Origin of the sequence: Variovorax sp. Root434 (assembly GCF_001426595.1) — a bacterium.
Lineage (GTDB): Bacteria > Pseudomonadota > Gammaproteobacteria > Burkholderiales > Burkholderiaceae_C > Variovorax.
The window spans coordinates 1-25,375 of sequence record NZ_LMEK01000003.1 but is presented as its reverse complement, the minus strand read 5'-3'; the positions used below and the strand labels follow the sequence as shown (position 1 = coordinate 25,375).

Genomic DNA, 25,375 nt, shown 5'->3' with positions numbered 1-25,375 from the left:
GACGATTGCCCGAAGGTCCGGCCGTCAGGCCGCTACCGACGAAGCAAACTGGTTGCGCAGGTGATGCGCCATGAAATTGCGTGCATCTTCGGCGGGCACGGGCTTGCACAGCCAGTAGCCCTGGATCTCGTCGCATCCGCGGATGCGCAAGTAGTTAAGTTGTGCTTCGGTCTCCACGCCCTCGGCCACCACCTTCATTCGCAGCCCGTGGGCCAGGGTGATGATGCCGTCGATGAGCGCCCGGGCGTCGGCGTCCTGCGAGAGATCGTTGACGAAGGAACGATCGATCTTGACGGTCGACAGCGGGAAATGCTTCAAGTAGGAGAGCGAGGAATAGCCCGTTCCGAAATCGTCGATGGCGAGGCCGACGCCCATGTCCCGAATCGTCCGGAGCAAATTGGCCGCGTATTCGGGGTTCTCCATCACCGCACCTTCGGTAACTTCCAGCTCGAGCAGCGCCGGCTCCAGGCCCGAGGCTTCCAGGATGGCCCCTATGTCGGCAACGAGCGTCTGGCTTTCGAACTGGCGCGGCGACAGGTTGACGCTCATCAACACGTCCGGCAGACCGTAGTTCCGCCACGAGCGCGCATCGGCACAGGCCCTTTCCAGCGCCCACCGGCCCATGGACACGATCAAGCCGATCTCTTCGGCGATCGGAATGAATTGCACGGGCGGGATCATGCCCAGAACCGGATGGTGCCAGCGCATCAGTGCTTCGACACCGACGATGCGCTGGGTCTTCAGATTCATCTTCGGCTGATAGTGCATCTCCAGTTCGCCGCGTTCCACGGCATGGCGCAGTGCGCTCTCCAAGATCAGCCGTTCGGTACTCTGTGCATTCATCTTCGCCGCGTAGAACCGGAAGGTGTTGCGGCCTCTTTCCTTGGCCCGGTACATCGCGGTGTCGGCGTTCTTCAGCAACGCTTCGGCGTCGCCGCCGTTGTCCGGATAGACGCTCACGCCGACGCTGGCGCTGACGTGCAGTTCGCGCCCCTCGATGACGAAAGGCTCGGCGCAGCAGGCCAGCACCTTTTCGGCGAGCACCGCGGCATCGTTCGCGCTGGACAGGTTCTCCAGGAGCAGAACGAACTCGTCGCCACCGAAACGCGCCACGACGTCGTCCTCGCGCAGCAACGCCGTGAGGCGCTCGCCGCAGATCTTGATCATCTCGTCGCCCACGCCGTGGCCGAGCGTGTCGTTGATGTGCTTGAAGCGATCCAGGTCGACGAACATCACCGCGAACTGCTTCTGGTGGCGGTTGCTGCGCTTGATGGCGCGATCGAGCTCGTGTTGCAGCGCGGCGCGGTTGAACAACCCGGTCAGTTCGTCGTGACTGGCCATGAAACGAAGATTGCGCTCGGCCAGCTTGCGTTGCTCGTACTGGGCAATCTGCAAGGCGATCACACGCAGCGACTCCAGCGTCTCGGCGTCGTCCACGTACGGATTGCGGGCAAAAAGCTCCAGCGCGGTGGTCACACCGGTGGTGACCATCGGCACGACGAGGCCACCAGCCAGTCCGGCCTGCCCCGCCATCGCATCGCGCGCAAAGTCGCTTGGGGCTGCCCGCGTGTCGATCTGCACGACGCCACCCGTCCCCCAGGCGCGGCCCAGCGAGCCTTCGCCAGGCCGGTATTCGAGCGAGCGGCTGTCGCTGACGAATTGCCGCACCGCCGGGCTGCTGTCGGCATGCCAGGCGGCGGCGCAGCGAACCAGGCCGTCGTCGCCGACGCGCCACAACATGCCGCAGTCCCAGCGCAACTCGGTGCATACCGCCTCCAGCGCCTGCGTGATCACCGTCTCGGCCGGGCCATCGCCGGCAAGCAGCCGGGCGATCTCGTACTCGAGCTTCTGGCGCAACGCATCCTTGCGGCGCCGCGTGGCATCGCGCACGGTGCCGCGCACCAGCGTCTTTCCGTCTTCCTCGGCCGACTGCGCGATGACATGGAGCCAACGTTCTGTGCCATCGGGCAGGCACAGGCGGTGCTCGAATTCGCTGCGTTCCAGGGACCGGGAGGCCTGCGCGATCTGTCGTTCGACCTCGGAGCGTTCCGAGTCCGGAATTCGCGAGAGCAGCGCCGGCAGGTCTGGCCGCAAGAGGTCGGCCTCGAAACCCAGGATGCGCCGGGCTTCCTCGGAGCATTGCAGGGCTCCGGTTTCGGGATCGAGGATCCAGCTGCCCAGGCTCGCCAGGTGCTGCGCGTCCTCCAACTGTCGTTCGCTGGTGCGCAGGTGGCTGGTCATCTCGGTCGCCAGGACCTGGGCTCGGCTGCGTGAAGTGGTCAGCGAAAAGACGATGCCGGCAATCAGCATGCTGGTGGCCAGGCCGCCGAGGATGATGTACCAGGGAATGGCCTTGTCGAGCGGACCGAAGACCTGGCTCTCGTCCTGGCCGACCTCGACCAGCCAGGAGTGGCCGCCCAGCTCGAAGCCGAGCACACGCTCGAGGCTGCGTGCCGGTGCGACGGCCGACTTCGACAAGGCCGCGCTATCGAACAGCAGTTGCCGCTCGCCGAAGGGGGTCGGCTTCACGAACCGGGTCTCGACGCGCGTGCCGACCGCACCCTGGCCCGGCCCGGCATCGATCAGGCGCAGCCGCAGCGTCCTTGAGGCATCGTCGCCCACCATGTCGCGCAGCATGCCTGCAATGCTGAAGCCCGCGCCGACCGAACCCATGTAGGCGCTGCGCCGCTGCTCGAGCGTATCGAGCGGCTGCCCCACGCGATAGACCGGCAGCCGCATCGCCAATCCGATGTCGGACTCGCGGCCCGGGATGCGCACCTTGCGCCCGGACGAGACGAGCCCGCCGGTGTCACGCCCCTGCTCGAGCGCGTCTCCCCTGTCGGGCATCGCGCCCAGGTCGTTGCCGAGCAGCTTCTCGTTGCCGGCCTGCGGCTCGATGTAGACCAGCGGGTAGTAGGTGTCGCGCTCGCCGGGCGGCTTGATGGCGAAGCGGGAGGCAACGCTGGCGTCGAGACTGGCATCGCCGCGGACCCGTGCCTCGAAGAACTGCTTGTCGCCCGCCGCAACGCGGGGCGCATAGGTGACGGCCTGGAAACCGGGGTACGCGGTCGCCAGGTTCAGCCCCGCGACGTAGTCCCTGAAATCGCTTCGCGTCACGGCCTCGGAGGTGTTGAATCGCGCACGCAGGCCGATGAGGACGGCAATGTAATCGTCGAAGCGAGCCTCGACCTTGCGTGCCAGATCGAACGCGGTTGCGTCGAAGCGCGCCTGGGCGCTGCGCCCGATCTCCTGGCGCGCCGAAATGCTGAGGGCGATCGATAGCGCCGCGCCGAGGATCAAAATTACCAGCGGCAGGCGAATCCTGGCCCAGACGGACAAAGACATGGGTTGATCCTGTCGCTTGTACGAGCCGGGTAGCTCCGTGGGTAACAGTGTGGCACGGCAGAGAGGGCAACGGTTGCATTTTGGAACAACATACAGGGGATGTAAGGGCGTTACAAATGATTTTTGCCTAATTTTGAAAATCAAAGTATTAGCCCGGCCCTGTCATCCCCCCAATTGCAAAGAGCCAGGCGTTTCGCAACGCCTGGCTCTTGTTCACAAAGGAAAAAAGTCCCGTTCAGAACGGAATGTCGTCATCCATGTCGTCGAAGCCCGAGGACGACTTGGCCGGAGCCTGGCGCGGAGCCGGCGCCGGAGCGCGCGGTGCCGCCGCGGGCGCACGCGGGGCGTACCCGCCGCCACCGCCACCACCCTGCGAATAACCACCGCCGCCACCGCCTTGCGAGTAGCCGCCGTCGTCATCGCCGGGGCCACCCGACGGGCCGCCCTGGCCCTGGCGGCTGCCGAGCATCTGCATCTGGTCGGCGCGGATTTCGGTGGTGTACTTTTCGATGCCGTCCTTGTCGGTCCACTTGCGCGTGCGCAGGCTGCCTTCGACGTACACCTGCGAGCCCTTGCGCAGGTACTGGCCGGCGATTTCGGCCAGGCGGCCGTTGAAGACGATGCGGTGCCATTCGGTGGCTTCGCGCATTTCGCCGCTTTGCTTGTCTTTCCAGCGATCGGTGGTGGCCACGGTGACGTTCGCGACCTGATCGCCGCTCGGGAAGGTCCGCATTTCGGGGTCGCGCCCCAGGTTGCCGACGACGATGACTTTATTGACCGATGCCATATGCACTGCCCCTGATAAGTAGATGGAGGAGAAGGTTGAGAGGAACCCTCGATTGTGCCCCAAGGCTGTCGGCGGCATGCCCGGGGGATGCCAGAATGGGCCTTCCCGATGAACAGAGAACCCGACTTTTTCGAGCATCTGCGCGCTGAATTGCGCGGCGGCCGCATCTGGCTCGACCGGGCGATCGTGCTCGGCTACGCCATTGCGGCCGGTCTCTTCGTGGTGGGCTTCACCATGGCAAGCGACTGGGTCTTCGGCCAGTTCCACAGTTTCTACCGCAGCTGGCCCTGGGCGGTGCTGCTGACGACGCCGCTAATCACGGCCGGCATCGTCTGGTTCACGTTGCGTTTCTTTCCCGGCGCGGGCGGCTCGGGCATTCCGCAGATCAAGGCGGCGCTGCATCCGGCCCTGCCCGAAGAGCGGCGCTTCGCCTTCGCCTCGCTGCGGCTCACGCTCGCCAAGATCGGGCTGGGCGCAGCAGGCTTCGCGGCCGGGCTGTCGATCGGGCGCGAGGGGCCTTCGGTGCAGGTGGCGGCCGGGGTGATGCAGCATGCGCGCCGCTGGCTGTCGCCCAACACGGCCATCGACGGACGCGCGCTGCTGGTGGCGGGCGGCGCGGCCGGCATCGCGGCGGCCTTCAATGCGCCGCTGGCGGGCGTGGTGTTCGCCATCGAGGAGCTGTCGGGCCGGCTCGAGGCGCGCTCCAGCGGCCTGATCATCACGGCCATCGTGCTGGCGGGCCTGGTGGCGGTGTCGGCCTTCGGCAATACCAGTTACTTCGGCGTGATCCGCGTGCCCCGGCTGGGCTGGGACGCACTCGGGCCGGGGCTGCTGGTCACCCTGCTGAGCGGCGCGGCCGGCGGGCTGTTCGCGCGGCTGCTGACCGCCTCGCTCACCGGCGCGCCGGGGCGCCTCAACCGATGGCGGGCGCGCTTTCCGGTGCGTTTCGCGGCCTGCGGCGCACTGGCGGTGGCCGTCATCGGGCTGGTGACGGGCGGCGTCACCTTCGGCGCGGGCTCCGAGGCGGTCAAGCAGATGCTGCAGGGGCATGACGAATTGACGCCGATCTACACCGTGCTCAAGTTCATCGCCACCTGGCTGACGGCCTGGTGCGGCGTGCCGGGCGGCATCTTCGCGCCGTCGCTGTCCATCGGCGCGGGCATCGGCAACGCGGTGGCGCGGCTGGCCGGCAGCGACCTCGGCCCCGCGCTCATTGCCATGGGCATGGCGGGCTTCCTGGCCGCGGTGACGCAGGCACCGCTCACCGCCTTCATCATCGTGATGGAGATGGTCGACGGCCACTCGATGGTGCTGAGCCTGATGGCCGCGGCCATGCTGGCCAGCCTGGTCTCGCGGATGATCAGCCGCCCGCTGTACGACACGCTGGCCGAGCATATGGTGGGACGGGCCATCGGCAGTTCGGAGCCGGTGCATCCATCTGCGCCGCAACCCGGCACCTCGCCATGAAATGCGCGGCGGTCTATCATGTCCGGTTGCCCTCGGACGATCGCCCCCTTTGAATTCAAAAGCCACTGAATACGCCGCCGCCGACGAGGAAAGCGCACGCGACGCGGAACTCGAGCGAAACACCTACCTCGGCGCCGTGCTGGCGCAGCAGCGCATTAGCATCCGCGGTGCGCGCACCCACAACCTGAAGAACGTCGATCTCGACATCCCGCGCAACAAGCTGGTGGTCATCACCGGCCTGTCGGGCTCGGGCAAGTCGAGCCTGGCCTTCGACACGCTGTATGCCGAAGGGCAGCGGCGCTACGTCGAGAGCCTGTCGGCCTATGCGCGGCAGTTCCTGCAGCTCATGGACAAGCCCGACGTCGACGTGATCGAAGGGCTCTCGCCTGCGATCAGCATCGAGCAGAAGGCCACCAGCCACAACCCGCGCTCCACCGTGGGCACGGTGACCGAGATCCATGACTACCTGCGCCTGCTGTACGCCCGCGCCGGCACGCCCTACTGCCCCGACCACCACCTGCCGCTGCAGGCGCAGACGGTGTCGCAGATGGTCGATGCGACGCTCGCGATTCCCGACGAACCGCGCCTCATGATCCTGGCACCCGTGGCGCGCGAGAAGAAGGGCGAGTTCCTCGAGCTCTTCGCCGAGATGCAGGCGGCCGGCTACGTGCGCTTTCGCGTCGACGGCCAGACCTACGAATACAACGACCTGCCCAAGCTCAAGAAGACCGAGAAGCACGACATCGACGTGGTGATCGACCGCCTGCGCGCGCGCCCCGACATGCAGCAGCGCCTGGCCGAGAGCTTCGAGGCCGCGCTGCGCCTGGCCGAGGGCCGCGCCATCGCGCTGGAGCTGGGCGTCGAAGGTGCGCCCGACAAGGAACACCTGTTCAACGCCAAGTTCGCCTGCCCGATCTGCCACTACTCGCTGTCGGAGCTGGAGCCGCGCCTGTTCTCGTTCAACTCGCCCGTGGGCGCCTGCCCGAGCTGCGACGGGCTGGGCCACCGCGAGGTGTTCGACCCGGCGCGCGTGGTGGCCTTCCCCTCGCTCTCGCTCGCCAGCGGCGCCATCAAGGGCTGGGACCGCCGCAACGGCTACTACTTCAGCATGATCGAGAGCGTCGCGAAGCACTACAAGTTCGACGTCGATGCGCCCTTCGAGTCGCTGCCCGCCTCGGTGCAACAAGTGCTGCTGAACGGCTCGGCGGCCGAGGAGATCAAGTTCAACTACACCATGGAGTCGGGCAACTTCGCGGGCAAGAAGCTCACGAAGAAGCATCCCTTCGAGGGGATCATCCCGAACATGGCGCGGCGCTACCGCGAGACCGATTCGGTGATGGTGCGCGAAGACCTCGCGCGCTTTCGCAACCTGCAGCCCTGCCCCGACTGCGGCGGCTCGCGGCTGCGGCCCGAAGCGCGCAATGTGTTCCTGGTGGACGAATCGAACCGCCCGGCCGACGGCAGCGAGCCGCCGCGCATGGCGATCTTCGAACTGAGCCATCTCACGCTGCGCGACTCGCTCGCGTGGTTCCAGACGCTCAAGCTGCGCGGCGCCAAGGCCGACATCGCCGACAAGGTGGTGCGCGAGATCGGCCTGCGGCTGAAGTTCCTGAACGACGTGGGCCTCAACTACCTGAGCCTGGACCGCAGCGCCGAGACGCTCTCGGGCGGCGAGGCGCAGCGCATTCGCCTGGCCTCGCAGATCGGTTCGGGCCTCACCGGCGTGATGTACGTGCTCGACGAGCCCAGCATCGGCCTGCACCAGCGCGACAACGACCGCCTGATCGGCACGCTGAAGCATCTGCGCGACATCGGCAACAGCGTGATCGTGGTGGAGCACGACGAGGACATGATCCACGCCGCCGACCACGTGATCGACATGGGCCCCGGCGCCGGTGTGCACGGCGGGCGCGTGATGGCGCAGGGCACGTATGCCGAGGTGTCGTCCAACCCCGATTCGCTCACGGGCCAGTACCTCTCGGGCACCAGGAAGATCGAAGTGCCGAAGCACCGCACCGCGTGGCTGCCGGTCGTGAAGAAGCCGGCCTTCAACGAGGGCAAGAAGCCCTCGCGCTTTCCGCAGAGCCCCGCGGCCGAACGCCGCGCCGCGCGCGAGGCGGCCCACCTCGCCACGCAGACCGACCTGCAGGAAATTCGCGTGGTCGGCGCCACCGGCAACAACCTGAAGAACGTGAGCGTCGCCTTCCCGGTCGGCCTGCTGACCTGCGTGACCGGCGTCTCGGGCTCGGGCAAGTCGACGCTGGTGAACGACACGCTCTACACCGCCGTGGCGCGCACGCTGTACCGCGCGCACGAAGAGCCGGCCGCGCATGAATCGGTCGAGGGCATCGAGTATTTCGACAAGGTCATCAACGTCGATCAGAGCCCCATCGGCCGCACGCCGCGCAGCAATCCGGCCACCTACACGGGCCTGTTCACGCCGATCCGCGAACTGATGGCCGAGACCAACACCGCGCGCGAACGCGGCTACGGCCCCGGCCGCTTCAGCTTCAACGTGGCTGGTGGTCGCTGCGAGGCCTGCCAGGGCGACGGCGTGGTGAAGGTCGAGATGCACTTCCTGCCCGACGTGTACGTGCCCTGCGAGGTCTGCCACGGCCAACGCTACAACCGCGAAACGCTCGAGGTGCTCTACAAGGGCAGGAACATCGCGCAGATCCTCGAGATGACGGTCGAGACCGCACACGAGTTCCTGAAGGCCGTGCCGACCATCGAGCGCAAGCTGCGCACGCTGCTCGACGTGGGCCTGAGCTACATCAAGCTGGGCCAGTCGGCCACCACGCTGTCGGGCGGCGAGGCGCAGCGCGTGAAGCTCGCGCTGGAGCTCAGCAAGCGCGACACCGGCCGCACGCTCTACATCCTCGACGAGCCGACCACCGGCCTGCACTTCGCCGACATCGAGCTGCTGCTGAAGGTGCTGCACCAGCTGCGCGACGCGGGCAACACCATCGTCGTGATCGAGCACAACCTGGACGTCATCAAGACGGCCGACTGGCTGATCGACATGGGCCCTGAGGGCGGTGCGGGCGGCGGCACGGTGGTGGGCGAAGGCACGCCTGAAGACATCGCGGCGAACGAGGCGAGCCACACGGGGCGGTATCTGAAGCGGCTGCTGTAGCCGGCGCGGCCCATGCCTTCCTTCACCCCGCGCCAGCTCGTACTGCTCGTTCTCCTGACCCTTGCATGGGGGTTCAACTGGCCCGTGATGAAACTGGGCGTCGCAGACTATCCACCTCTCGCCTTTCGCGCGATCTCGATCTGGCTCGGCGTGCCGGTGCTGGCCCTCGCGCTGGTATGGATGAAGGTGCCGTTCCGCGTGCCGCGCAGCGCGTGGCCCGAGCTGCTGTGGCTGGGCGCGACCAACATGTTCGTCTGGCACGCCTGCATCATCCTCGCGGTGAAGGCGCTCTCGGGCGGGCGCGCGGCGATCCTGGGCTACACGATGCCGGTGTTCTCCGCCGTCATCGGCGCGGTTCTGTTTTCCGCGGTGCTCACGCGGCGCGCGTGGCTGGGCGTGGGCGCCTGCGCGGTCGGCGTGGGGCTGCTGCTGTGGCATGAGCTCACCGACTTCGCGGGGCGGCCCGGCTACGTGGCGCTGGCGCTGGTGGCGGCCGCCACATGGGCGCTGGGCACGCAGTTGCTGCGGCACACGCGCATCGGGCTGCCGACGCTCACGCTGTCGTTCTGGATGACGGCGCTGGCCGCGGTGGTGATGACGGTGCTCTCGCTGCTGTTCGAGCGCGGCCAGATGTACTGGCCGGGCCGCGTGACCTGGGCTTCGATCGGCTACAACGCCGTGCTGATCTTCGGCTTCGCGCACGCCGCCTGGTTCTACCTCGCGCGCGGCCTGCCGCCCATTGCATCGACACTGAGCGTGATGTTCATCCCGGTGCTCGGCGTTTTCAGCGGCGCGGTGTGGCTGGGCGAAGTCGTGCACTGGCAGGACTGGGTGGCGGTGGCGCTGATGATGGTCGCCATCGCCTCTGTGCTCTGGCCCTCGCGCAACGCAGCGAAGGCCTGAGCGCGCCTTCTTCTTTTTCAGGTCGTCGTCTGTACATGCAGCCGACTGCTCTTGCAGCGGTGCAGCGCACGATAGTGCTCCAGCGGCCTGCCGTTCGCGCCGTAGGCGATCGACTCGATGCGCAGCAGCGGCTCGGGCTGCGGCAGGTTGAGCAGTTGGCAGGTCTCGGCGTCGGGCAGCACCGCGTCGATCCAGCGTTCGGCGCGCACGAGGCGCAGCCCGTACTGGCGGCGCAGCACGTCGTACAGCGATCGATCGTCCAGGCGCGTGCGGTGCAAACCCGGCGCGAGGTCGGCGGGCACCACGGTTTCCACCAGCAGGCGCAGCTCGCCGTCGACGCTGCGCAGGCGCTTGAGCGCGACCACCTGGGTGTCGTCGGTGAGCCCCAGCGAAGCGGCTTCCTGCTCGGTGGGCGCGCGCAGTTCCTGCGTGAGGATCTGCGTGCGCACCGAGCGGCCCTTGCGCTCCATCTCGTCGGAAAAGCCGAGCACGGTGGAGACGAAATCCTCGTCGCGCTCGCGGGCCGACACGAAGGCGCCGCGGCCCTTGATCTTGTAGATGAGGTTGTTGCGCACGAGGTCGGCCAGCGCCTCGCGCACCACGATGCGCGAGATGCCGAACTGCTCGCCGAGCTCGGCCTCGGACGGCAGCTTGGCGCCGATGGGCAGCACGCCCTGCAGGATCTGCATGCGAAGCGCGTCGCGGAACTGGGCCCACAGGGGCGACTCGGAGTCGCGGTCGAGGACGGTCGAGATTTCGGTCGGAGAGTTCATGTCAATGCTTCACCACGCTGTCGTGGATTTATTGGGGCGCACCATGGAGTTTTTTTCTGGCGGTGCTGTTCGGGGTGCGTGCACAGGCCACCGGGTGCTCCCCTCCGCGAATGTCCCCCGCCTTCGGCTCCTCCTTTATTTCGCTGCGGGGAGCACCCGGTGCCCTGTGCACGATGGGCGCTGCCGTCGTGCTGGCCGATCAACAAATGCTCTGATCGATCACGCCGGCGGGGTGCCTTGCGCAGCGAAATAAAGGAGGAGGCCGCAGGCCGGGGGACATTCGCGGAGCAAGGTACCCCGTCGGCGTGAGCGCGCCCCGATTGACGCCCCCCAAACGCAACGCAGCAAACAGCAAGGCAAGTTTTCATTTCAAGACAGGGTCGTCAATGATGCATCGAAAGGGGATGCAGCTTCAGGCGCCACCGGAGACAAGCGCACGCCATGCCGCTCGCGCAAGGCCGTGGCGCAGGCTTGCAGTTCCCTGTGCGCGTGAGCAGCGTCCCAGCCCAGCGCCTCGGCCGCGATGCCCGCCATCTCGGCCAGCGCGGCATCGGTGACCAGCCCGCGGATGGCCAGCAGCGTGCGGCGGATCACGAGGTCGTCGAGATGGACCACGCCGGTTTCGAGGCACAGGTACGAGAGTTCGGCGGCCGAGTAGTCGGGTGCGTGCCGCAGCGGCACGTCGCCCGAGGCGGCGAGGCGCTGCGCCAGCGGCAGCGCCTTCGAGCCATAGCGGCGCAGCAATGCATGCGCACGTGGACGACCCAGGCCGGAGGCCGTGACCATGCGATCGAGAAAGCGCTCCGTCGCCTGTGCATCGGTCGGCAGCTCAGCGCCGCCGCCGATGGGCAGCAGTTCGGTGGATGCGGTGCGCGGGCGGCCCAGCTGCTTCAGCACCGCGTCGGCCGCTTCTTGCGCGAGCGCGCGGAAGGTCGTCCACTTGCCGCCCACGAGGCCGACGATGGGAATGTCGCGCGTGGCGTTGGGTGGGTCGAGCACCACCGAGTGGTCGCGCGAGATCTGCCCCGGCTTGTCGGCGTCGGAGCGCGCGAGCGGCCGCACGCCGACGTAGGTGTAGACCACGTCGCCGCGGCCGAAGCGCAGGTTGGGGAACACCTCGGCCAGCACGTCGAGCAGGTAGTCGACCTCGGCCGGCTCGGTGCCGATCTGGTCGGGGTCGTCCACCGGGATGTCGGTGGAGCCCACCAGCACGCGGTCGAGAAAGGGATAGACGATGCACACGCGCCCATCGACCGCCTCGAAGTAGGCCATGCGGCACTCGAGCGCATCGCGCAGCGCGGGATGGTCGAGCACGAGGTGCGAACCCTTGGTGCCCATCACGCGCGAGCCCGCGCCGCCGAGCACGGCCGTGCTGCGGTCGAGCCACGCGCCGCTCGCGTTCACCACGGTGTCGGCGGTCACGCGCACCAGCGCGCCGGTGATCTCGTCGCGCAGCGTGAGGATGTTGCCCGCGCAGCCCGTCACGCGGCAGTAGTTGGCCGCGGCCGAGCGCGGCTGGTCGCGGCAGGCGTCGCCGATCAGTTCGAGGATCAGCCATTCGGGGTGGCTGATCCACGCGTCGAAGAAGGTGGCGGTCCAGCGCACGGCGGCGCGGAACAAGCGGCGGTCGTTCTGCGGCACGCGGCTGATTCGGTGGTTGGGCATCACGCGCTGGCGGCGGCCCAGCAGGTCGTACAGGCGCAGGCCCGCGGCCACGGCAAGCAGCCCGCGCGTGCGCTGCGGTGGCGTGCGGCCGAAGAACTTGAGCGCGCTGCTCATCAGGCCGCCGAAGAAGCTCGACAGCGGCACCACCGTCTTCAGCGGCTGCACCAGGTGCGGCGCGTTGCGCAGCAGCAGGTTGCGTTCGCGCGTGGCCTCGGCCACCAGAGAGAAGCTGCCGTTCTCCAGGTAGCGCAGGCCGCCGTGGATCATGCGCGACGGCGCGCTGCTGGCGCCCGCGCTGAAGTCGCCCTTGTCGACGATGAGGCAGTCGACGCGCTGCAGGCAGAGATCGCGGAACACGCCCACGCCGTTGATGCCGGCGCCGACGATCACGGTAGAGAAATGACGATCGGCCAGCGAGGCCGGACGCACGAAGGGCAGCTGCCAGGCGCTCATCTCGAGCCTCCCGACAGATGGGAAAGCACAGGAGACATGGTGTCGATCAGTTCGTTGAAGCCGGCGTTGAAGTCGGCATGGGCACGGGCCTGCGCGGCATCGGGCTCGACCGTGTCGCAGGGCGCGAGCAAGGCGCTGCCCTGCCCGGCGTGGCCGATGCCCTGCGACATGGCGGCGTAGATCGCGGCGCCGCGCGCGCCGGTTTCGTCGTCGGCGCAGCGTTCGACCGGATGACCGAGGAAGGAGGCGAGCAGGCGTACGAGGCGCGTATCGCTCGCACCCCCGCCGAGCACGGTCGATGCGGACACAGGCAGGCCGCAGGCTGCGAGGCGTGCTGTGTGTCGCGCATGCAAAGCCGCGACCGCATCGACCACCGCGCGTGCCATGTCGCCCCGCGTGTGATGGCTCTTGAGGCCGACGAAGCCCGCCGTCACGCCGCCACCGCCATTGACGAACGGCAGGAAGCGCAGGCCGCCCGCACCCAGCGGCACCGACATCGCCAGATCGACCACCGCGCGCGCATCGGGCAGGCCGAGCACGCCGGCCAGCCACGCGATGTTGGCCATCGACGAGGGGCTGTTCTCCATGTAGAGCCGCTTGTCGTCGCGGCCGAAGTTCACGACGGCCGCCACGGCGGGCCTGGGCTCGATCACCGGGCCGATCACCGCGTTCACGCACCACGTGCCGAAGACCGACACCGCGCGCCCGCGCCCTTCCGCGCAGATCGCAGTCATCGAGGCGAGCAGGTCGATCGCGCCCATCGCAACCGGAATGCCGGCAGGCAGGCCGCACAGCGCGGCCTCGGAAGGCCGCAGCCTGCCGATCACTTCGCCGCTCGGCACCAGCGGCCCGAAGACGTGCGGCCCGAGCTCCGCGATGCCCGAGGCATCGAAGGCCGCCTGCGACCACGTGCCCGTGGCGATCGACACCAGGCCCGCGGTGCTCGCATCGCTCGCGTCGGTGGCGATCTCGCCGGTCAGCAGAAAGCCGAGGTAGTCCTTCGCGAACAGCAGCCGGTGCACCGCGCCGCGCTGCACGGCATCGGTGCCGAGCAGCTCGGCGGCGATCACGGTGGGCTGCCCCGGCCACGGCCTACAGCCGACGTCAGCGAACAGCGCCTCGCCATGGCCGAGCGACAGCGAGCGCGCCCGTGCATCGGCGCGCTGGTCGGTCGAGGCAACCGCCCTTCCGCCCACGAGTTCGTTGCGCGCATCGAGCGCATAGAGCCCCGCGCCATGGCCCGTGCAGCCGATGGCGCGAACCTCGGTCACGCGCTCGCCGAGCTGGTGGGCGACATCGCGCAGCACGTGGGTCAGTGCCGCGCGGATCGCAGTCGCGCCCACTTCGCATCCCCCTGCGGGCAGCCGGTCGTGCGGCAGCGGCATGCGTGACAGGGCGATGGAGCGGCCGCTCCCGGCTTCGAGGGCCAGGGCCTTCAGGCTGCTCGATCCCATGTCGATACCGATCAGTATGTTTGGCTTCATGTCATAACAGCTTCGGTGGAATAAAAGCGCCTTGCCAGTAGCGTTTCCCCTAGTTATCCCGTCAAACGTCCAGCGCGTACATTCTACCTGTCATAACAAGTGACGTGACACCGAAGGTCAAGACGCTGCCCTGAAAAGCAGCATCGCAAGCTGTGCCCCCCCAACGTGAGGAGACAAAAATGAGGCGTAATTTCCTGAAGTCCGCCGCGGCAGCCGGCATCGGCCTGGCCGGCGCCAGCGCATTGGCGCAGCAGCAGGCAGCGGCCCCCGCTGCGGGTGGCGGACTGCGCGGCAACCCGAGCGACGTCTACGTGATGAACGTGATGGTGTCGGGCGTGGAGTACTGGTTTCCGGTCTACGAAATGATGAAGCAGCTCGGCCGCACGCTGGGCGTGCGCACGCGCTACACCGGCACGCCGGAGTACGACGTGAACAAGCAGCTCGCGTCCTTCGAGCAGGAGCTGGCGCGCAAGCCTGCGGGCATCCTGCTGCACCCGATGAACCCCGACCCGTTCATCGAGCCGATCAACCGCGCCGCGGCGATGGGCATCCCGGTCGTCACCTTCGCGGCCGACTCGCCGAACTCCAAGCGCACATCGTTCGTCACGTCCGACAACGACCGCGAAGGCACGCAGGCCGCCGACGCCATCGCGGCCTCGCTCAACGGCAAGGGCGAATACGCCGTGCTGGAGAACCCGGGCCAGGACAACCACGACCGCCGCATCGCCGCCTTCGTGAACCGCATGAAGGCCAAGCACCCGGGCATGAAGCTGGTGGGCCGCGCGGCCAGCAACCAGGACCCGAACAAGGCCTACCAAGCGGTGCTGAGCCTCGCGCAGGCCAACCCGAACCTGGGCGCGCTGTTCATGCCCGAGGCCAACTCGGCCCTCGGCGCGGCGCAGGCCAAGGTGGAGACCAAGAAGAACATCAAGGTGATGTGCTGCGACGTGAACGCCAAGATCCTCGACATGATCAAGTCGGGCGACGTGTTCGGCGCCATCAACCCGAACCAGGGCATGCAGGGCTACATGGGCATGATGATGCTGTTCCTGGCCAGGAACCCCACGCTCATCGACCCGATGAACGACGCCAAACGCAACGGCACCAACCCGATGGCCGTGCCCTTCCTGGACAACGGCCTGGCGGTGGTCAGCAAGGCCAACGCCGACGACTTCTACTGGGACAAGTACCTCGCCCGCCGCGGCACCAAGGGAATCGGCGAGTGAGCCACCTGCTCGAACTGCGCGGCATCGGCAAGCGCTTCGGCGCTTCGCGCGCGCTCTCGGGCGTGGACTTCTCGCTGCATCGCGGCGAGATCCACGCCCTGTGCGGCGAGAACGGCGCGGGCAAGTCCACGCTAATGAACATCATCGACGGCATCCACCAGCCGGACGAGGGCGAGATCTCGCTCGATGGCCGGAAGGTGGTCATCGACGGCCCCGCGCACGCCATGCGCCTGGGCATCGGCCTGGTGCACCAGGAGATCGCCCTGTGCGCCGACGCCACCGTGGCCGAGAACATCTTCATGCCGGAGATCAACGCCGGCAGGCACGCGTGGATGGACTACGCGAGCCTCGACGAGCGTGCCGCCAAGGTGCTGCAGCGGCTGGGGCAGGACGTCGACCCGGCTGCGCTGGTGAAGGACCTGAGCATTTCCACGCAGCAGCTGATCGAGATCGCCAAGGCGCTCACGCTGGACTGCAAGGTGCTGATCCTCGACGAGCCCACCGCCGCGCTCACCGACAACGAATCGGCCGCGCTCTTCAGGGTGCTGCACGACCTGAAGGCACAGGGCATCGGCATCGTCTACATCAGCCACCGCATGGCCGAGATCTTTGCGCACTGCGACCGCGTCACCGTGCTGCGCGACGGGCGCAACGTGCATTGCGGGCCGCTGGCCGAACTGGACGCCGACGGGCTGGTGCGCCGCATGGTCGGGCGCGACCTGGGCAACTACTACCCGCCGAAGCAGCAAGCGCCTGCATCGGAGGAACACGTGCTCGAAGTGACCGACATCGCCGACGGCGAGCGCGTGCACGGCGTGTCCTTCACGCTGAAGCGCGGGGAGATCCTCGGCATCGCGGGCCTGATGGGCGCCGGCCGCAGCGAACTCGCAGAGACCGTGTGCGGCCTGCGCCCCGCGCGCAGCGGCACCGTGCGCCTGCGTGGCAAGGCGCTGGCGATCCGCAAGTACGGGGACGCGCTGCGCGAAGGCATCGCCTACCTCAGCGAAGACCGCAAGGCGGCTGGCGTGTACCTCGACTTGCCCATTGCGCAGAACATCGCCTCGATGGCGCTCGCGCGCGTCAGCTCGCGCTTCGGGCTGCTGCAGCGCGCGGCCGAGCACAGGCTGGCGGTCGACCTCGGTGCCAAGCTCAAGCTCAAGTCCGACGGCGTGGCCATCGAGGTGGCGAGCCTGTCGGGCGGCAACCAGCAGAAGGTGGCCATCGCCAAGCTGCTGGCCACCAACCCGTCGGTGCTACTGATGGACGAGCCCACGCGCGGCGTGGACGTCGGCGCCAAGTCGGAGATCCACCACATCCTGCGCGAGCTGGCCGGCCAGGGCGTGGGCGTGATCGTGATCTCGTCGGAGCTGCCCGAGATCATCGGACTGTGCGACCGCGCGCTGGTGATCCGCGATGGCCGGCTCGCGGGCGAACTGGCATCGAACGAGATGACGGAGGAAGCACTGTTGCGGCTCGCCTCCGGACTCTGCGAACAGGAAGCGGCATGAAAGACCTACGGGGTTCGTGCGGCGGCTCGGTCGGTTCGGGGGGCGATCACGCCGACGGGGTGCCTTGCTCCGCGAATGTCCCCCGGCCTGCGGCCTCCTCCTTTATTTCGCTGCGCAAGGCACCCCGCCAGCGTGATCGTTCAGAGCACTTGTTGATCGGCCAGCACAAGAGCAGCGCTCGTTGTGCACAGGGCACCGGGTGCTCCCCGCAGCGAAATAAAGGAGGAGCCGAAGGCGGCAAGAGCGCCAAGAACACAAACATCAAGAACACACCCGACAAGCAAGACAACGCGCAGTGGAGCATCCGACATGAACTACCCGGCCCAACTCGACGCAGGCCTTCCACCAAGACAGCAAGGAAGACCCCCCGCAAAACCCGCCAGCAAGCTCGGCAGCATGCGCGAGATGGGCTTGCTGCTCATCATCGCCGCGCTGTGCGTGGGCATGAGCTTCGCGTCGCCCTACTTCCTGACCTGGGACAACGTGCGCGCCATGCTGCTGTCGTTCTCCATCGAAGGCATCGTGGTCGTCGGCATGACGATCCTGCTGATCGTCGGCGGCATCGACCTGTCGGTGGGCTCGGTGGTGTGCTTCGCCATGGTGATCACGGGCAAGCTCTTCCTCATGGGCTTCGACCCGTGGACCGCCGGACTCATCGCCATTGCGGCGAGCGCCATGATCGGCGCGATGATCGGCGGCTGCGTCACGCGCATCGGCCTGAACCACTTCATCGCCTCGCTGGCCTTCATGGTCATCGTGCGCGGCCTGTGCCTCGCGCTCACGCAGGGCACGCCGCAGTCGCTGTTCTCGCTGCCGGCGGAGTTCAAGTTCATCGGCCAGGGCACGCTGTTCGGCATTCCGGCCGTGATCCTGATCTTCCTGGCGATCGTGGTGGTGAGCGACTTCCTGCTGCGCCGCTCCACCCTGCTGCGCCGCGTGTTCTACACCGGCAGCAACGAGAAGGCCGCGCTCTACTCCGGCATCCGCGTGGGCCGCGTGAAGTTCTGGGTCACGGTGCTGTGCGCGGCCTCGGCGGGCCTGGCGGGCGTGATCTACACCGCGCGCTTCGGCGCCGCCACGCCGACCTTCGGCATGGGCATGGAGCTCAACGTGATCGCCGCGGCGGTGATCGGCGGCGCCAGCCTCAAAGGCGGCTCGGGCACCGTGCTGGGCGCGGTGCTCGGGCTTGCGCTGCTGTCGGTGGTGACCAGCTCACTGATCCTGCTCGACGTGTCGCCCTACTGGCAGGACGTGATCAAGGGCCTGATCCTGCTCGCGGCCGTGACCATCGACCACATCCTGAACACGAGAAAGACCAAGCGATGAACAGCAGCAACAACGCATCGATGATGAAGAAGACCACCCTCGGCCCCTCGGGCATCGAATGCTCGGCCATCGGCCTGGGCACCTGGGCGATGGGCGGCTGGATGTGGGGCGGCGGGGACAACGCAGCCGCCGTGCTGGCCATCCAGGCCTCGCTCGACGCGGGCGTGAATCTGATCGACACCGCGCCGGCGTACGGGCTCGGCCGCTCCGAGAGCATCGTGGGCACCGCGCTGAAGGGCCGCCGCCACGAGGCCGTCATCGCCACCAAATGCGGGCTGGTATGGCACACGCAAAAGGGAACGCACTTCTTCGAAGAAGACGGCCACCCGGTGCATCGCTACCTCGGGCGCGAGTCGATCGTCCATGAGTGCGAAGAGAGCCTCAAGCGCCTGCAGACCGACTACATCGATCTCTACATCACGCACTGGCAGGACAGCACCACGCCGGTCGAGGAAACGATGGACGCGCTGCTGGAGCTCAAGAAGCAGGGAAAGATCCGCGCCATCGGCGTGAGCAACGTGAGCCCCGAAACGCTCGCCGAATACCTGCGCCATGGCCCGGTCGATGCGGCGCAGGAACGCTACAGCCTGATCGACCGCGAGATCGAGCAGGCGCTCGTGCCACTGTGCAGCGAGCACGACGTGGCGGTGCTGGGCTATTCGTCGCTGGCGCTGGGCCTGCTGGCCGGCCCGATCGACCCCAGGCGCAAGTTCACCGGCGACGACCAGCGCGCGAGCAACCCGCGTTTCAGTGCGCAGAACCGCGCGAAGCTCAAGGCCTTCTTCGACGAGCTGGAGCCGCTGCGCAAGCAGCTCGAATGCTCGTTCGGCCAATTGATGATCGCGTGGACGCTGGCGCGCGGCAGCGTCTCGGTGGCGCTGTGCGGCGCGCGCGTGAGCAAGCAGGCGGTCGAGAACGCGGCGGCCGGCTCGGTGCGCCTGCGCGACGACGCACTGCAACTCATCGACGCCGTTGCGGCCAAGCACCTGAACGCGCTGGCCTGACCCTCTCCACTTTCAATACAAGGACCTCTTTCGTATGTCGAAGGACAAGACCGCACGCCTGAACCGGCTGCTGAACAACGGGCGCTGCCTGGACATCGCGCTCGACCACGGCGTGTGCAACGAGCCCTCCTTCCTCAACGGGCTGGAAGACATGCCGCAGGTGATCGACAAGCTCGTGGCCGCCGGTCCCGACGCCATCCAGCTCAACTACGGCCAGGCCGATCTGCTGCAGGACCGCCCGGGCCGAGACAAGCCCGCGCTGGTGCAGCGCATCGACATGGGCAACCCCTACAACGCCACCGCCCATCGCGTGATGTGGGCCGTGCTGCAGAACGAGCACGACCCGGTACTGCCGGCAGTGCAGCGCGACGCTGCCTGCGTGGTCGTCAATCTGTTCATGCTGCCGAACGAGCCCGACCTGTTCCGCCAGTGCGTGCAGAACATCGCGCGTGTGCGCGCCGACTGCGACCGCTACGGCATGCCACTGATGATCGAGCCGCTGGTGATGCGCCCGCACAGCGAGCAGGGCGGCTACATGGTCGATGGCGACGCCGAAAAAATCGTCACGCTGGTGCGCCTGGCACGCGAGATGGGCGCCGACATCGTCAAGGCCGACCCCACCACCGATCCCGCCGAGTTCCACCGCGTGGTGCAGGCCGCGCGCTGTCCCGTGCTCGTGCGCGGCGGCGGGCGCGAAGACCTGCAACAGGTGTTCGCGCGCTCGCGCGTGCTGCTGGACCAGGGCGCGGTCGGCATGGTGTACGGGCGCAACGTGTACCAGCATGCCAACCCGTCGGCGGTGGTGAATGCGTTGATGGCCATGATCCACCGCGGCGCAAGCGCCGAGGAGGCGTGGGGCATCTACGAATCGGGCGGCACGAAGAAGTAACGCTGCGCCGTCGAAAAAAAGAGAGGGAGAGGCTGTACGGCAGGCGGCGCACTCGTCGCCGGCCGGGGTGCGCCCTGCGCGCGCGCTTTCGCGAGTGAACACCACAACTTGGAGGCGACGATGAAGATCCGGTATTACCTGATGGCTTTGATGGTGCCGTTCGTCACACTGCTGACGCACGCGGCAATCACCGGGGTCAGTCCGATGACGACCCTGGGCAACATGGCGGCGGCGGTTTCCGAAGCTGTCGCCGACCCGCTCCCGTTGCAGGGTCCGGGCCTGGGCAACCTCACCTACACCTCGGCGGAACTGTTCAAGCCGGTGTCCATGATCACCAGCGCGGCGCACCCGCTCGATCCGGCGCACAGCAGCGCCTACGAGTCGCGCGAGGTGCCCGCCACCTACCCGGGCCGCAAGGACTACGGCATGAACGCGGGCATCATGATCAACGGCTACTTCCTCACCTCCTTCGCGCCGGACAGCGGCCTCGGGCCGGGCGGCTTCCTGCTGTACGACGTGTCGAACCCGCGCCAGATCCAGCTCGTCAAGAAGATCTACGAGCCCGAGGCCCGCACCAAGGAGTTCCGCGAGACCCATTCCTTCGGCACCGCGAAGATCGGCGGCAAGACGTATGTCGTCCTGCCCAGCATCAACGGCATCGAGTTCTGGGACTTCACCGACATCAACGACATCAAGCAGGTGAAGAAGCTGGCACTGCCAGGCGTCAACGGAGGCGACTACGAGGACGTCGCCTGGCAGCTCTGGTGGCAGGCGCCCTATCTGTACGTGGCGTCGGCCGGCCGGGGCATCTTCATCGTCGATGCCAGGGACCCCGCGAACGCCGTGATCGCGAACCGCGGTGCGGGCAAGCCCAATCCGGTGCCCACCGGCGAGCTCGGCGGTTTCCGCATTGGCCCGATCTTCACGATGGGCAACCACATGGTGCTGACCGCGATGGAAAGCAACGGCGGCTTCGCGAGCCTGGACATCTCCGATCCGCTCAACCCCAAGGTGCTCGATTCCATCGTGGGCACCACGCCCTTCTACTACGCCACCTGCTTCGACGGCAGGAACCTGCACGCCTCCGCGCGCAACAGCGGCGCCAGGATGTACAGCTACGACCTGAGCGACCGCTCGCGCTTCGTAGCCGAGGACAACCGGCTCGTCATCGACGAACAGCTGTACTGCGCCACGCAGGACAACTACGTGATCCAGGGCGCGCAAACGCGCATCCACAAGGTGGACGTGAGCAATCCGCTCAATCACGTGGAGGTGGGCCGCGGCAGCATCCTGCGCGAGGACGACCCGAACTTCTCGCATTCGGACAACGGCCAGGTCGCGATGTTCGGCAACCTGGTCTTCGTGGGCAACGACCACGGCTCGGGCAGCGGCTTCATCGTGCATGCAGTGGACCCCGACACCACCAAGCCTGAAGTCAAGCAGGTCTCGCCGGCCAGCGGCGCGAAGCAGCAGGCGCTGACCTCGCGCATCGGCCTGGGCATGACGGACAACATCCGGCCCGAGAGCGTGAACTCCAACACCTTCATCGTGCGGCCGGTGGGCGGCAACACGCTGGCGGGCACCTACAGCGTGCAGCTGGGCATCATCAACTTCTCGCCCGACCAGCCGCTGCAACCCGGCACCAGCTATGAAGTGTTCCTGCCGGCCAACGGCGTGAAGGACTATGCGGGCAATGCCATTGGGGTCGACTACAAGTCGACCTTCAACACCGGCAACGCGACCGACATCAACCTGATGCACTACTGGACGCTGGCGGGCAACCTGTCCGACCAGATCGGCAGCAACAACGGCACGCCGGTCTCGGGCGACGCGTTCGAGAGCATCGGCCTGAACTTCGCGAACCGCACCGCCGGTGTGCCGCTGAAGAACGACTTCGTGGCCACCGTGCTCGGCGGCACCGCGTCGCTGAGCTTCTACATGAAGACCACGCAGACGGGCGGTGCGAACTCGTGGACCGCGCCCGGCATCTTCGGGCGCGACCAGGCGAGCGGCACGGACGACGTGTTCTGGGGCTGGCTCGACAACGGCGGGCGCATCAAGCTGTCGGCTGGCAACGACGCCGGCACCACCTCCACCGCGGCAGTGAACGACGGCACCTGGCACCACGTGGTGCTGACGCGCGACGCGGCCTCCGGCGCCCAGGCCGTGTACGTGGACGGCGTGAAGACCACCTCCACCGGCCCCACGGGCAACAAGGGCCTCGCGAACAAGTTCAGCGTGCTGGGGCAGATCCAGGGCAATGCCGCACTCTTCAAGGGCACGCTGGCAGAGGTGCGCGTCTACAGCCGCGTGCTGAGCGACACCGAGGTCAACACGCTGCGCGGCCAGGCCATCATCGGCGACCCCGGCATCGGCGGCGGTCCGAAGCTGGTCAACGGCCAGCTGGTGTTCAACCCGGGCACGCTCGGCAGCAGCGGCGCACAGTTCCGCTGGAACTTCGGCGACGGCACGCAGACGGCGTACTCGAACCAGCCGAACTACACCTACACCTACAACCGCCCCGGCCACTTCACGGTGACGCTGACGGTGAAGGACGTGAACGGCCGCGAGACCTTCTACACCTACAACCTCACCGTGATCGCCCCCGTCACGGCGCGGGCACCGACGCACACCACCAACATCGCGGGCGATGCGAATTCGGTGTACTCGGTGAACCCCGACAGCGGCACCGTCGCCGCCATCGATGCGCAGACCCTGGCCAAGCGCTGGGAAACGCGCGTGGGCGACGAGCCGAAGACGCTGGCCGTGGGCCCCGACGGACGCATCTGGGTCACGGTGCAGGGCGAGGACAAGCTGGTCGCGCTGAGCGCGGCCGACGGCAGCCTCTCGACCACCGTGCCACTGGCCTACGGCAGCGGCCCCTACGGCGTGGCCTTCACGCCGGACGGTGCGAAAGGCCTGCTCACGCTGGAAAGCAAGTCGGTGTTGATGAGCTTCGATCCGAGCAACGGCAGCACCACCGGCGCGGTCGCGCTCGAAGGCAACCTGCGCGGCATCGCGGTCAACGCCGACTCGCAGGTGGCTTATGTCACGCGCTTCAAATCGAAGATGACCGGCGGCCAATTGCACAAGGTCAACCTGCAGAGCATGAGCGCCATGACCACCATCGCGCTGCCGGTGGACACCACCACGGTGGACACCGAGAGCCACGCGCGCGGCGTGGCCAACTACCTGAGCCAGGTGGTGATCTCGCCGGACGGAACGCGGGCGGTGCTGCCCTCGAAGAAGGACAACATCGTGCGCGGCAAGTTCAGGGACGGCCTTGCGCTGGAGCACGACAAGACGGTGCGTTCCATCCTCTCGCAGGTCAACCTGCAGACGGCCGCGGAAGTGTTCGCCGAGCAGATCGACTTCGACGACCGCGCACCGGCGCGCGCCGCACTGTTCTCGCCGTCGGGCGACTACCTCTTCGTGGCACAGATGGAAGGCAACCGCGTGGCCATCGTCGATCCGTACAGCCGCGCGGTGCGCGGCGAGATCAACACCAGCAGCGCGCCGCATGGCCTGTACCTGGACGCGACGCGCAAGCGCCTGTTCGTCAACAACTTCCTGGCGCGCTCGGTGTCCGTGCACGACGTGGCTTCGGTGCTGTCGTCCGAGACGGCGGCCGCGATCTTCCTGCAGAACGTGGCGACGGTGGCGCAGGAACCGATGGCGGCCGCGGCGCTGCGCGGCAAGCAGGTGTTCTACAACGCCTCCGACCGGCGCATGAGCAAGGACAACTACATCTCCTGCGCGAGCTGCCACGCAGACGCCGGCGACGACGGCATGGTGTGGGACTTCACCCAGCGCGGCGAAGGCCTGCGCCGCACCATCAGCCTGCAGGGGCGGCGCGGGCTGGGCCACGGCAAGCTGCACTGGACGGCCAACTTCGACGAGGTGCAGGACTTCGAGAACGACATCCGCAACGAGTTCGGCGGCACCGGCTTCCTGACGAATGCGGACTTCGCGGCCACCTCCGACCCGCTCGGCGCGCCCAAGGCCGGCAAGAACGCGCAGCTCGACGACCTCGCGGCCTACCTGAGCTCGCTGAACAAATACATGCGCAGCCCGGCGCGCAACGCCGACGGCAGCCTGAGCGTCGATGCGGCGCGGGGCCAGGCACTGTTCACCTCGGCGCAGTGCGTGACCTGCCACGCGGGCGGCACCTTCCGCGACGGCATCCGGCACGACGTGGGCACGATCCAGGCCTCGTCGGGCAAGGGCATGAACCAGCCGCTCGCGGGCGTCGGCTTCGACACGCCGACGCTGTCGGGCACCTGGAACACCGCCGCCTTCTTCCACAATGGCCAGGCGGCCACGCTGCAGGACGTGCTCGGCAGCGGCCACGGCAATGCCAACAGCCTGCCGGCCGCCGACGTGGTGGCGATCCGCGAGTACGTGCGTTCGCAGGACACGGCCCCGGCCGTCATCTCGCGCATCCGCTCGGACCTCAACCCCACCCTGTGCGTGAACATCAAGGGTGCGGCGACCACCAGCGGCGCGACGGCGGTGCAATGGCCGTGCGGTACGGCAGGCAACGAGAAGTTCACCGTGACGAGCCTCACCGGCGGCTACGTGCAGTTCGTGGCCGAGCACAGCGGGCTGTGCCTGGCGCAGAACGGCACGGCGACGACGAACGCGCCGGTGGTGCAGCTGGCGTGCACGGCGGGCAACACGGCGCAGTGGAGCATGGTCGGCGGGAGCATCCGCAACCGCGCCTCGGGTTCGTGCCTGGACGTGCCGAACAGCTCGACGGCGCAGGACACGGCGCTGATCACCTGGACCTGCAACGGTGGGAACAACCAGAACTGGACACAGCTTCCGTAGCGCCAGCAGCGTTCCATGAAAGGCCGGCCGCTTCATGCGGCCGGCCTTTTTTCATGCCGCCCATGACCTCCCACGTCATGGACCGTGCGCACCCGCTCTGGGAAAGTACCTCCATCGATCCATCAATCAACCACCAGGAGAAAACACCATGACCGGCTTCAACATCCTTCCCCTCGCAGTCGCCCTGCTGATCGGCATCGCCGCGCTCGGCTCGTGCCTCGGCATCGGACTGGTCGGCCAGAAGTTCCTGGAAAGCACCGCGCGCCAGCCCGAGTTGGTCGACACGCTGCAGACCAAGTTCTTCCTGATCGCGGGCGTGACCGACGGCGCATTCATCATCGCGACGGGCATCGCCCTCTGGTTCGCGACCGCCAACCCCTTCGGCTGATCGGCCCGATCGGCCACGAACACAAAGCGGCGCCCCGCAGTCTGTGTAAATAGTCGGCGTTGAGTCTGCCTTGAATGCCCTTCAGACGTTGGTCTGGAGGGCATTTTTCATTGGAGAGCGATCAATGGGACATCGGCACGGACAGGACCGGGAGCAGGCGACGCTGTTTCCGCTGATGCTCGATGAGCTGG

Annotated in this window: 15 protein-coding genes; 10 read left to right on the top strand and 5 right to left on the bottom strand. The window is 67.4% G+C overall.

The features are described 5' to 3' along the window. Positions 1-24: 24 nt before the first annotated feature. The gene (locus tag ASD05_RS04815) at positions 25-3,489 is read right to left on the bottom strand and encodes an EAL domain-containing protein (protein WP_235507849.1); all 3,465 of its coding nucleotides are present in this window, start codon (positions 3,487-3,489) and stop codon (positions 25-27) included. A 91-nt stretch (positions 3,490-3,580) separates the two neighbouring features. Then, complete coding sequence (ssb, locus tag ASD05_RS04810) at positions 3,581-4,132, bottom strand: single-stranded DNA-binding protein (protein ID WP_056515253.1); 552 nt, start codon at positions 4,130-4,132, stop codon at positions 3,581-3,583. A gap of 108 nt (positions 4,133-4,240) precedes the next feature. Between ssb and ASD05_RS04805 the strand changes: the two genes are divergently transcribed. Genes ASD05_RS04805 through ASD05_RS04795 form a run of 3 tightly spaced genes read left to right on the top strand, consistent with a single transcriptional unit; the run spans position 4,241 to position 9,638 of the window. Continuing rightward, a complete protein-coding gene (locus ASD05_RS04805) occupies positions 4,241-5,599 on the top strand; it encodes a chloride channel protein (RefSeq protein ID WP_056588473.1) in 1,359 nt (452 codons plus the stop codon). Between the two features lie 49 nt (positions 5,600-5,648). After that, positions 5,649-8,735, top strand: coding sequence for an excinuclease ABC subunit UvrA (uvrA, locus tag ASD05_RS04800; RefSeq protein ID WP_056588470.1), 3,087 nt, complete (start codon positions 5,649-5,651; stop codon positions 8,733-8,735). A gap of 12 nt (positions 8,736-8,747) precedes the next feature. Next, positions 8,748-9,638: a DMT family transporter gene (locus ASD05_RS04795; RefSeq protein WP_056588466.1), complete on the top strand. Its 891-nt coding sequence runs from the start codon at positions 8,748-8,750 to the stop codon at positions 9,636-9,638. Between the two features lie 17 nt (positions 9,639-9,655). Here ASD05_RS04795 and ASD05_RS04790 read toward each other — a convergent pair whose 3' ends face one another. The 3 genes from ASD05_RS04790 to ASD05_RS04780 all read right to left on the bottom strand — a co-directional run bounded on the left by ASD05_RS04790 (position 9,656) and on the right by ASD05_RS04780 (position 14,013). Further along, positions 9,656-10,411, bottom strand: coding sequence for a GntR family transcriptional regulator (locus ASD05_RS04790; RefSeq protein WP_056588463.1), 756 nt, complete (start codon positions 10,409-10,411; stop codon positions 9,656-9,658). Between the two features lie 369 nt (positions 10,412-10,780). Further along, positions 10,781-12,529, bottom strand: coding sequence for a glycerol-3-phosphate dehydrogenase/oxidase (locus tag ASD05_RS04785; protein WP_056588460.1), 1,749 nt, complete (start codon positions 12,527-12,529; stop codon positions 10,781-10,783). Beyond that, the gene (locus ASD05_RS04780) at positions 12,526-14,013 is read right to left on the bottom strand and encodes an FGGY family carbohydrate kinase (protein WP_056588457.1); all 1,488 of its coding nucleotides are present in this window, start codon (positions 14,011-14,013) and stop codon (positions 12,526-12,528) included. Before ASD05_RS04780 ends, ASD05_RS04785 begins: the two co-directional genes overlap by 4 nt. A gap of 179 nt (positions 14,014-14,192) precedes the next feature. On the opposite strand from ASD05_RS04780, the gene ASD05_RS04775 reads away from it, so the two are divergent. The 7 genes from ASD05_RS04775 (at position 14,193) to atpE (ending at position 25,184) form a co-directional block, all read left to right on the top strand. Beyond that, positions 14,193-15,239 (top strand): substrate-binding domain-containing protein, encoded by a 1,047-nt coding sequence (locus ASD05_RS04775; protein ID WP_007836735.1) that lies wholly within the window; start codon positions 14,193-14,195, stop codon positions 15,237-15,239. Beyond that, positions 15,236-16,747, top strand: a complete 1,512-nt coding sequence (locus ASD05_RS04770) for a sugar ABC transporter ATP-binding protein (RefSeq protein WP_056588454.1) — start codon at positions 15,236-15,238, stop codon at positions 16,745-16,747. The genes ASD05_RS04775 and ASD05_RS04770 overlap by 4 nt, the downstream gene beginning before the upstream one ends. 309 nt (positions 16,748-17,056) lie before the next feature. Next, entirely contained in the window at positions 17,057-18,073 is a 1,017-nt protein-coding gene (locus ASD05_RS04765) for an ABC transporter permease (protein ID WP_056588451.1), read from the top strand. Continuing rightward, positions 18,070-19,077 carry an aldo/keto reductase gene (locus tag ASD05_RS04760; RefSeq protein ID WP_082571956.1) on the top strand — a complete coding sequence of 336 codons (1,008 nt, stop codon included), beginning with the start codon at positions 18,070-18,072 and terminating at the stop codon, positions 19,075-19,077. Before ASD05_RS04765 ends, ASD05_RS04760 begins: the two co-directional genes overlap by 4 nt. Positions 19,078-19,111: 34 nt before the next feature. After that, complete coding sequence (locus ASD05_RS04755) at positions 19,112-19,966, top strand: class I fructose-bisphosphate aldolase (protein ID WP_056588449.1); 855 nt, start codon at positions 19,112-19,114, stop codon at positions 19,964-19,966. A 120-nt stretch (positions 19,967-20,086) separates the two neighbouring features. Next, the gene (locus tag ASD05_RS04750; protein ID WP_056588446.1) at positions 20,087-24,796 is read left to right on the top strand and encodes an Ig-like domain-containing protein; all 4,710 of its coding nucleotides are present in this window, start codon (positions 20,087-20,089) and stop codon (positions 24,794-24,796) included. Between the two features lie 148 nt (positions 24,797-24,944). Then, the gene (atpE, locus tag ASD05_RS04745; protein ID WP_007835387.1) at positions 24,945-25,184 is read left to right on the top strand and encodes a F0F1 ATP synthase subunit C; all 240 of its coding nucleotides are present in this window, start codon (positions 24,945-24,947) and stop codon (positions 25,182-25,184) included. Positions 25,185-25,375: the final 191 nt, after the last annotated feature.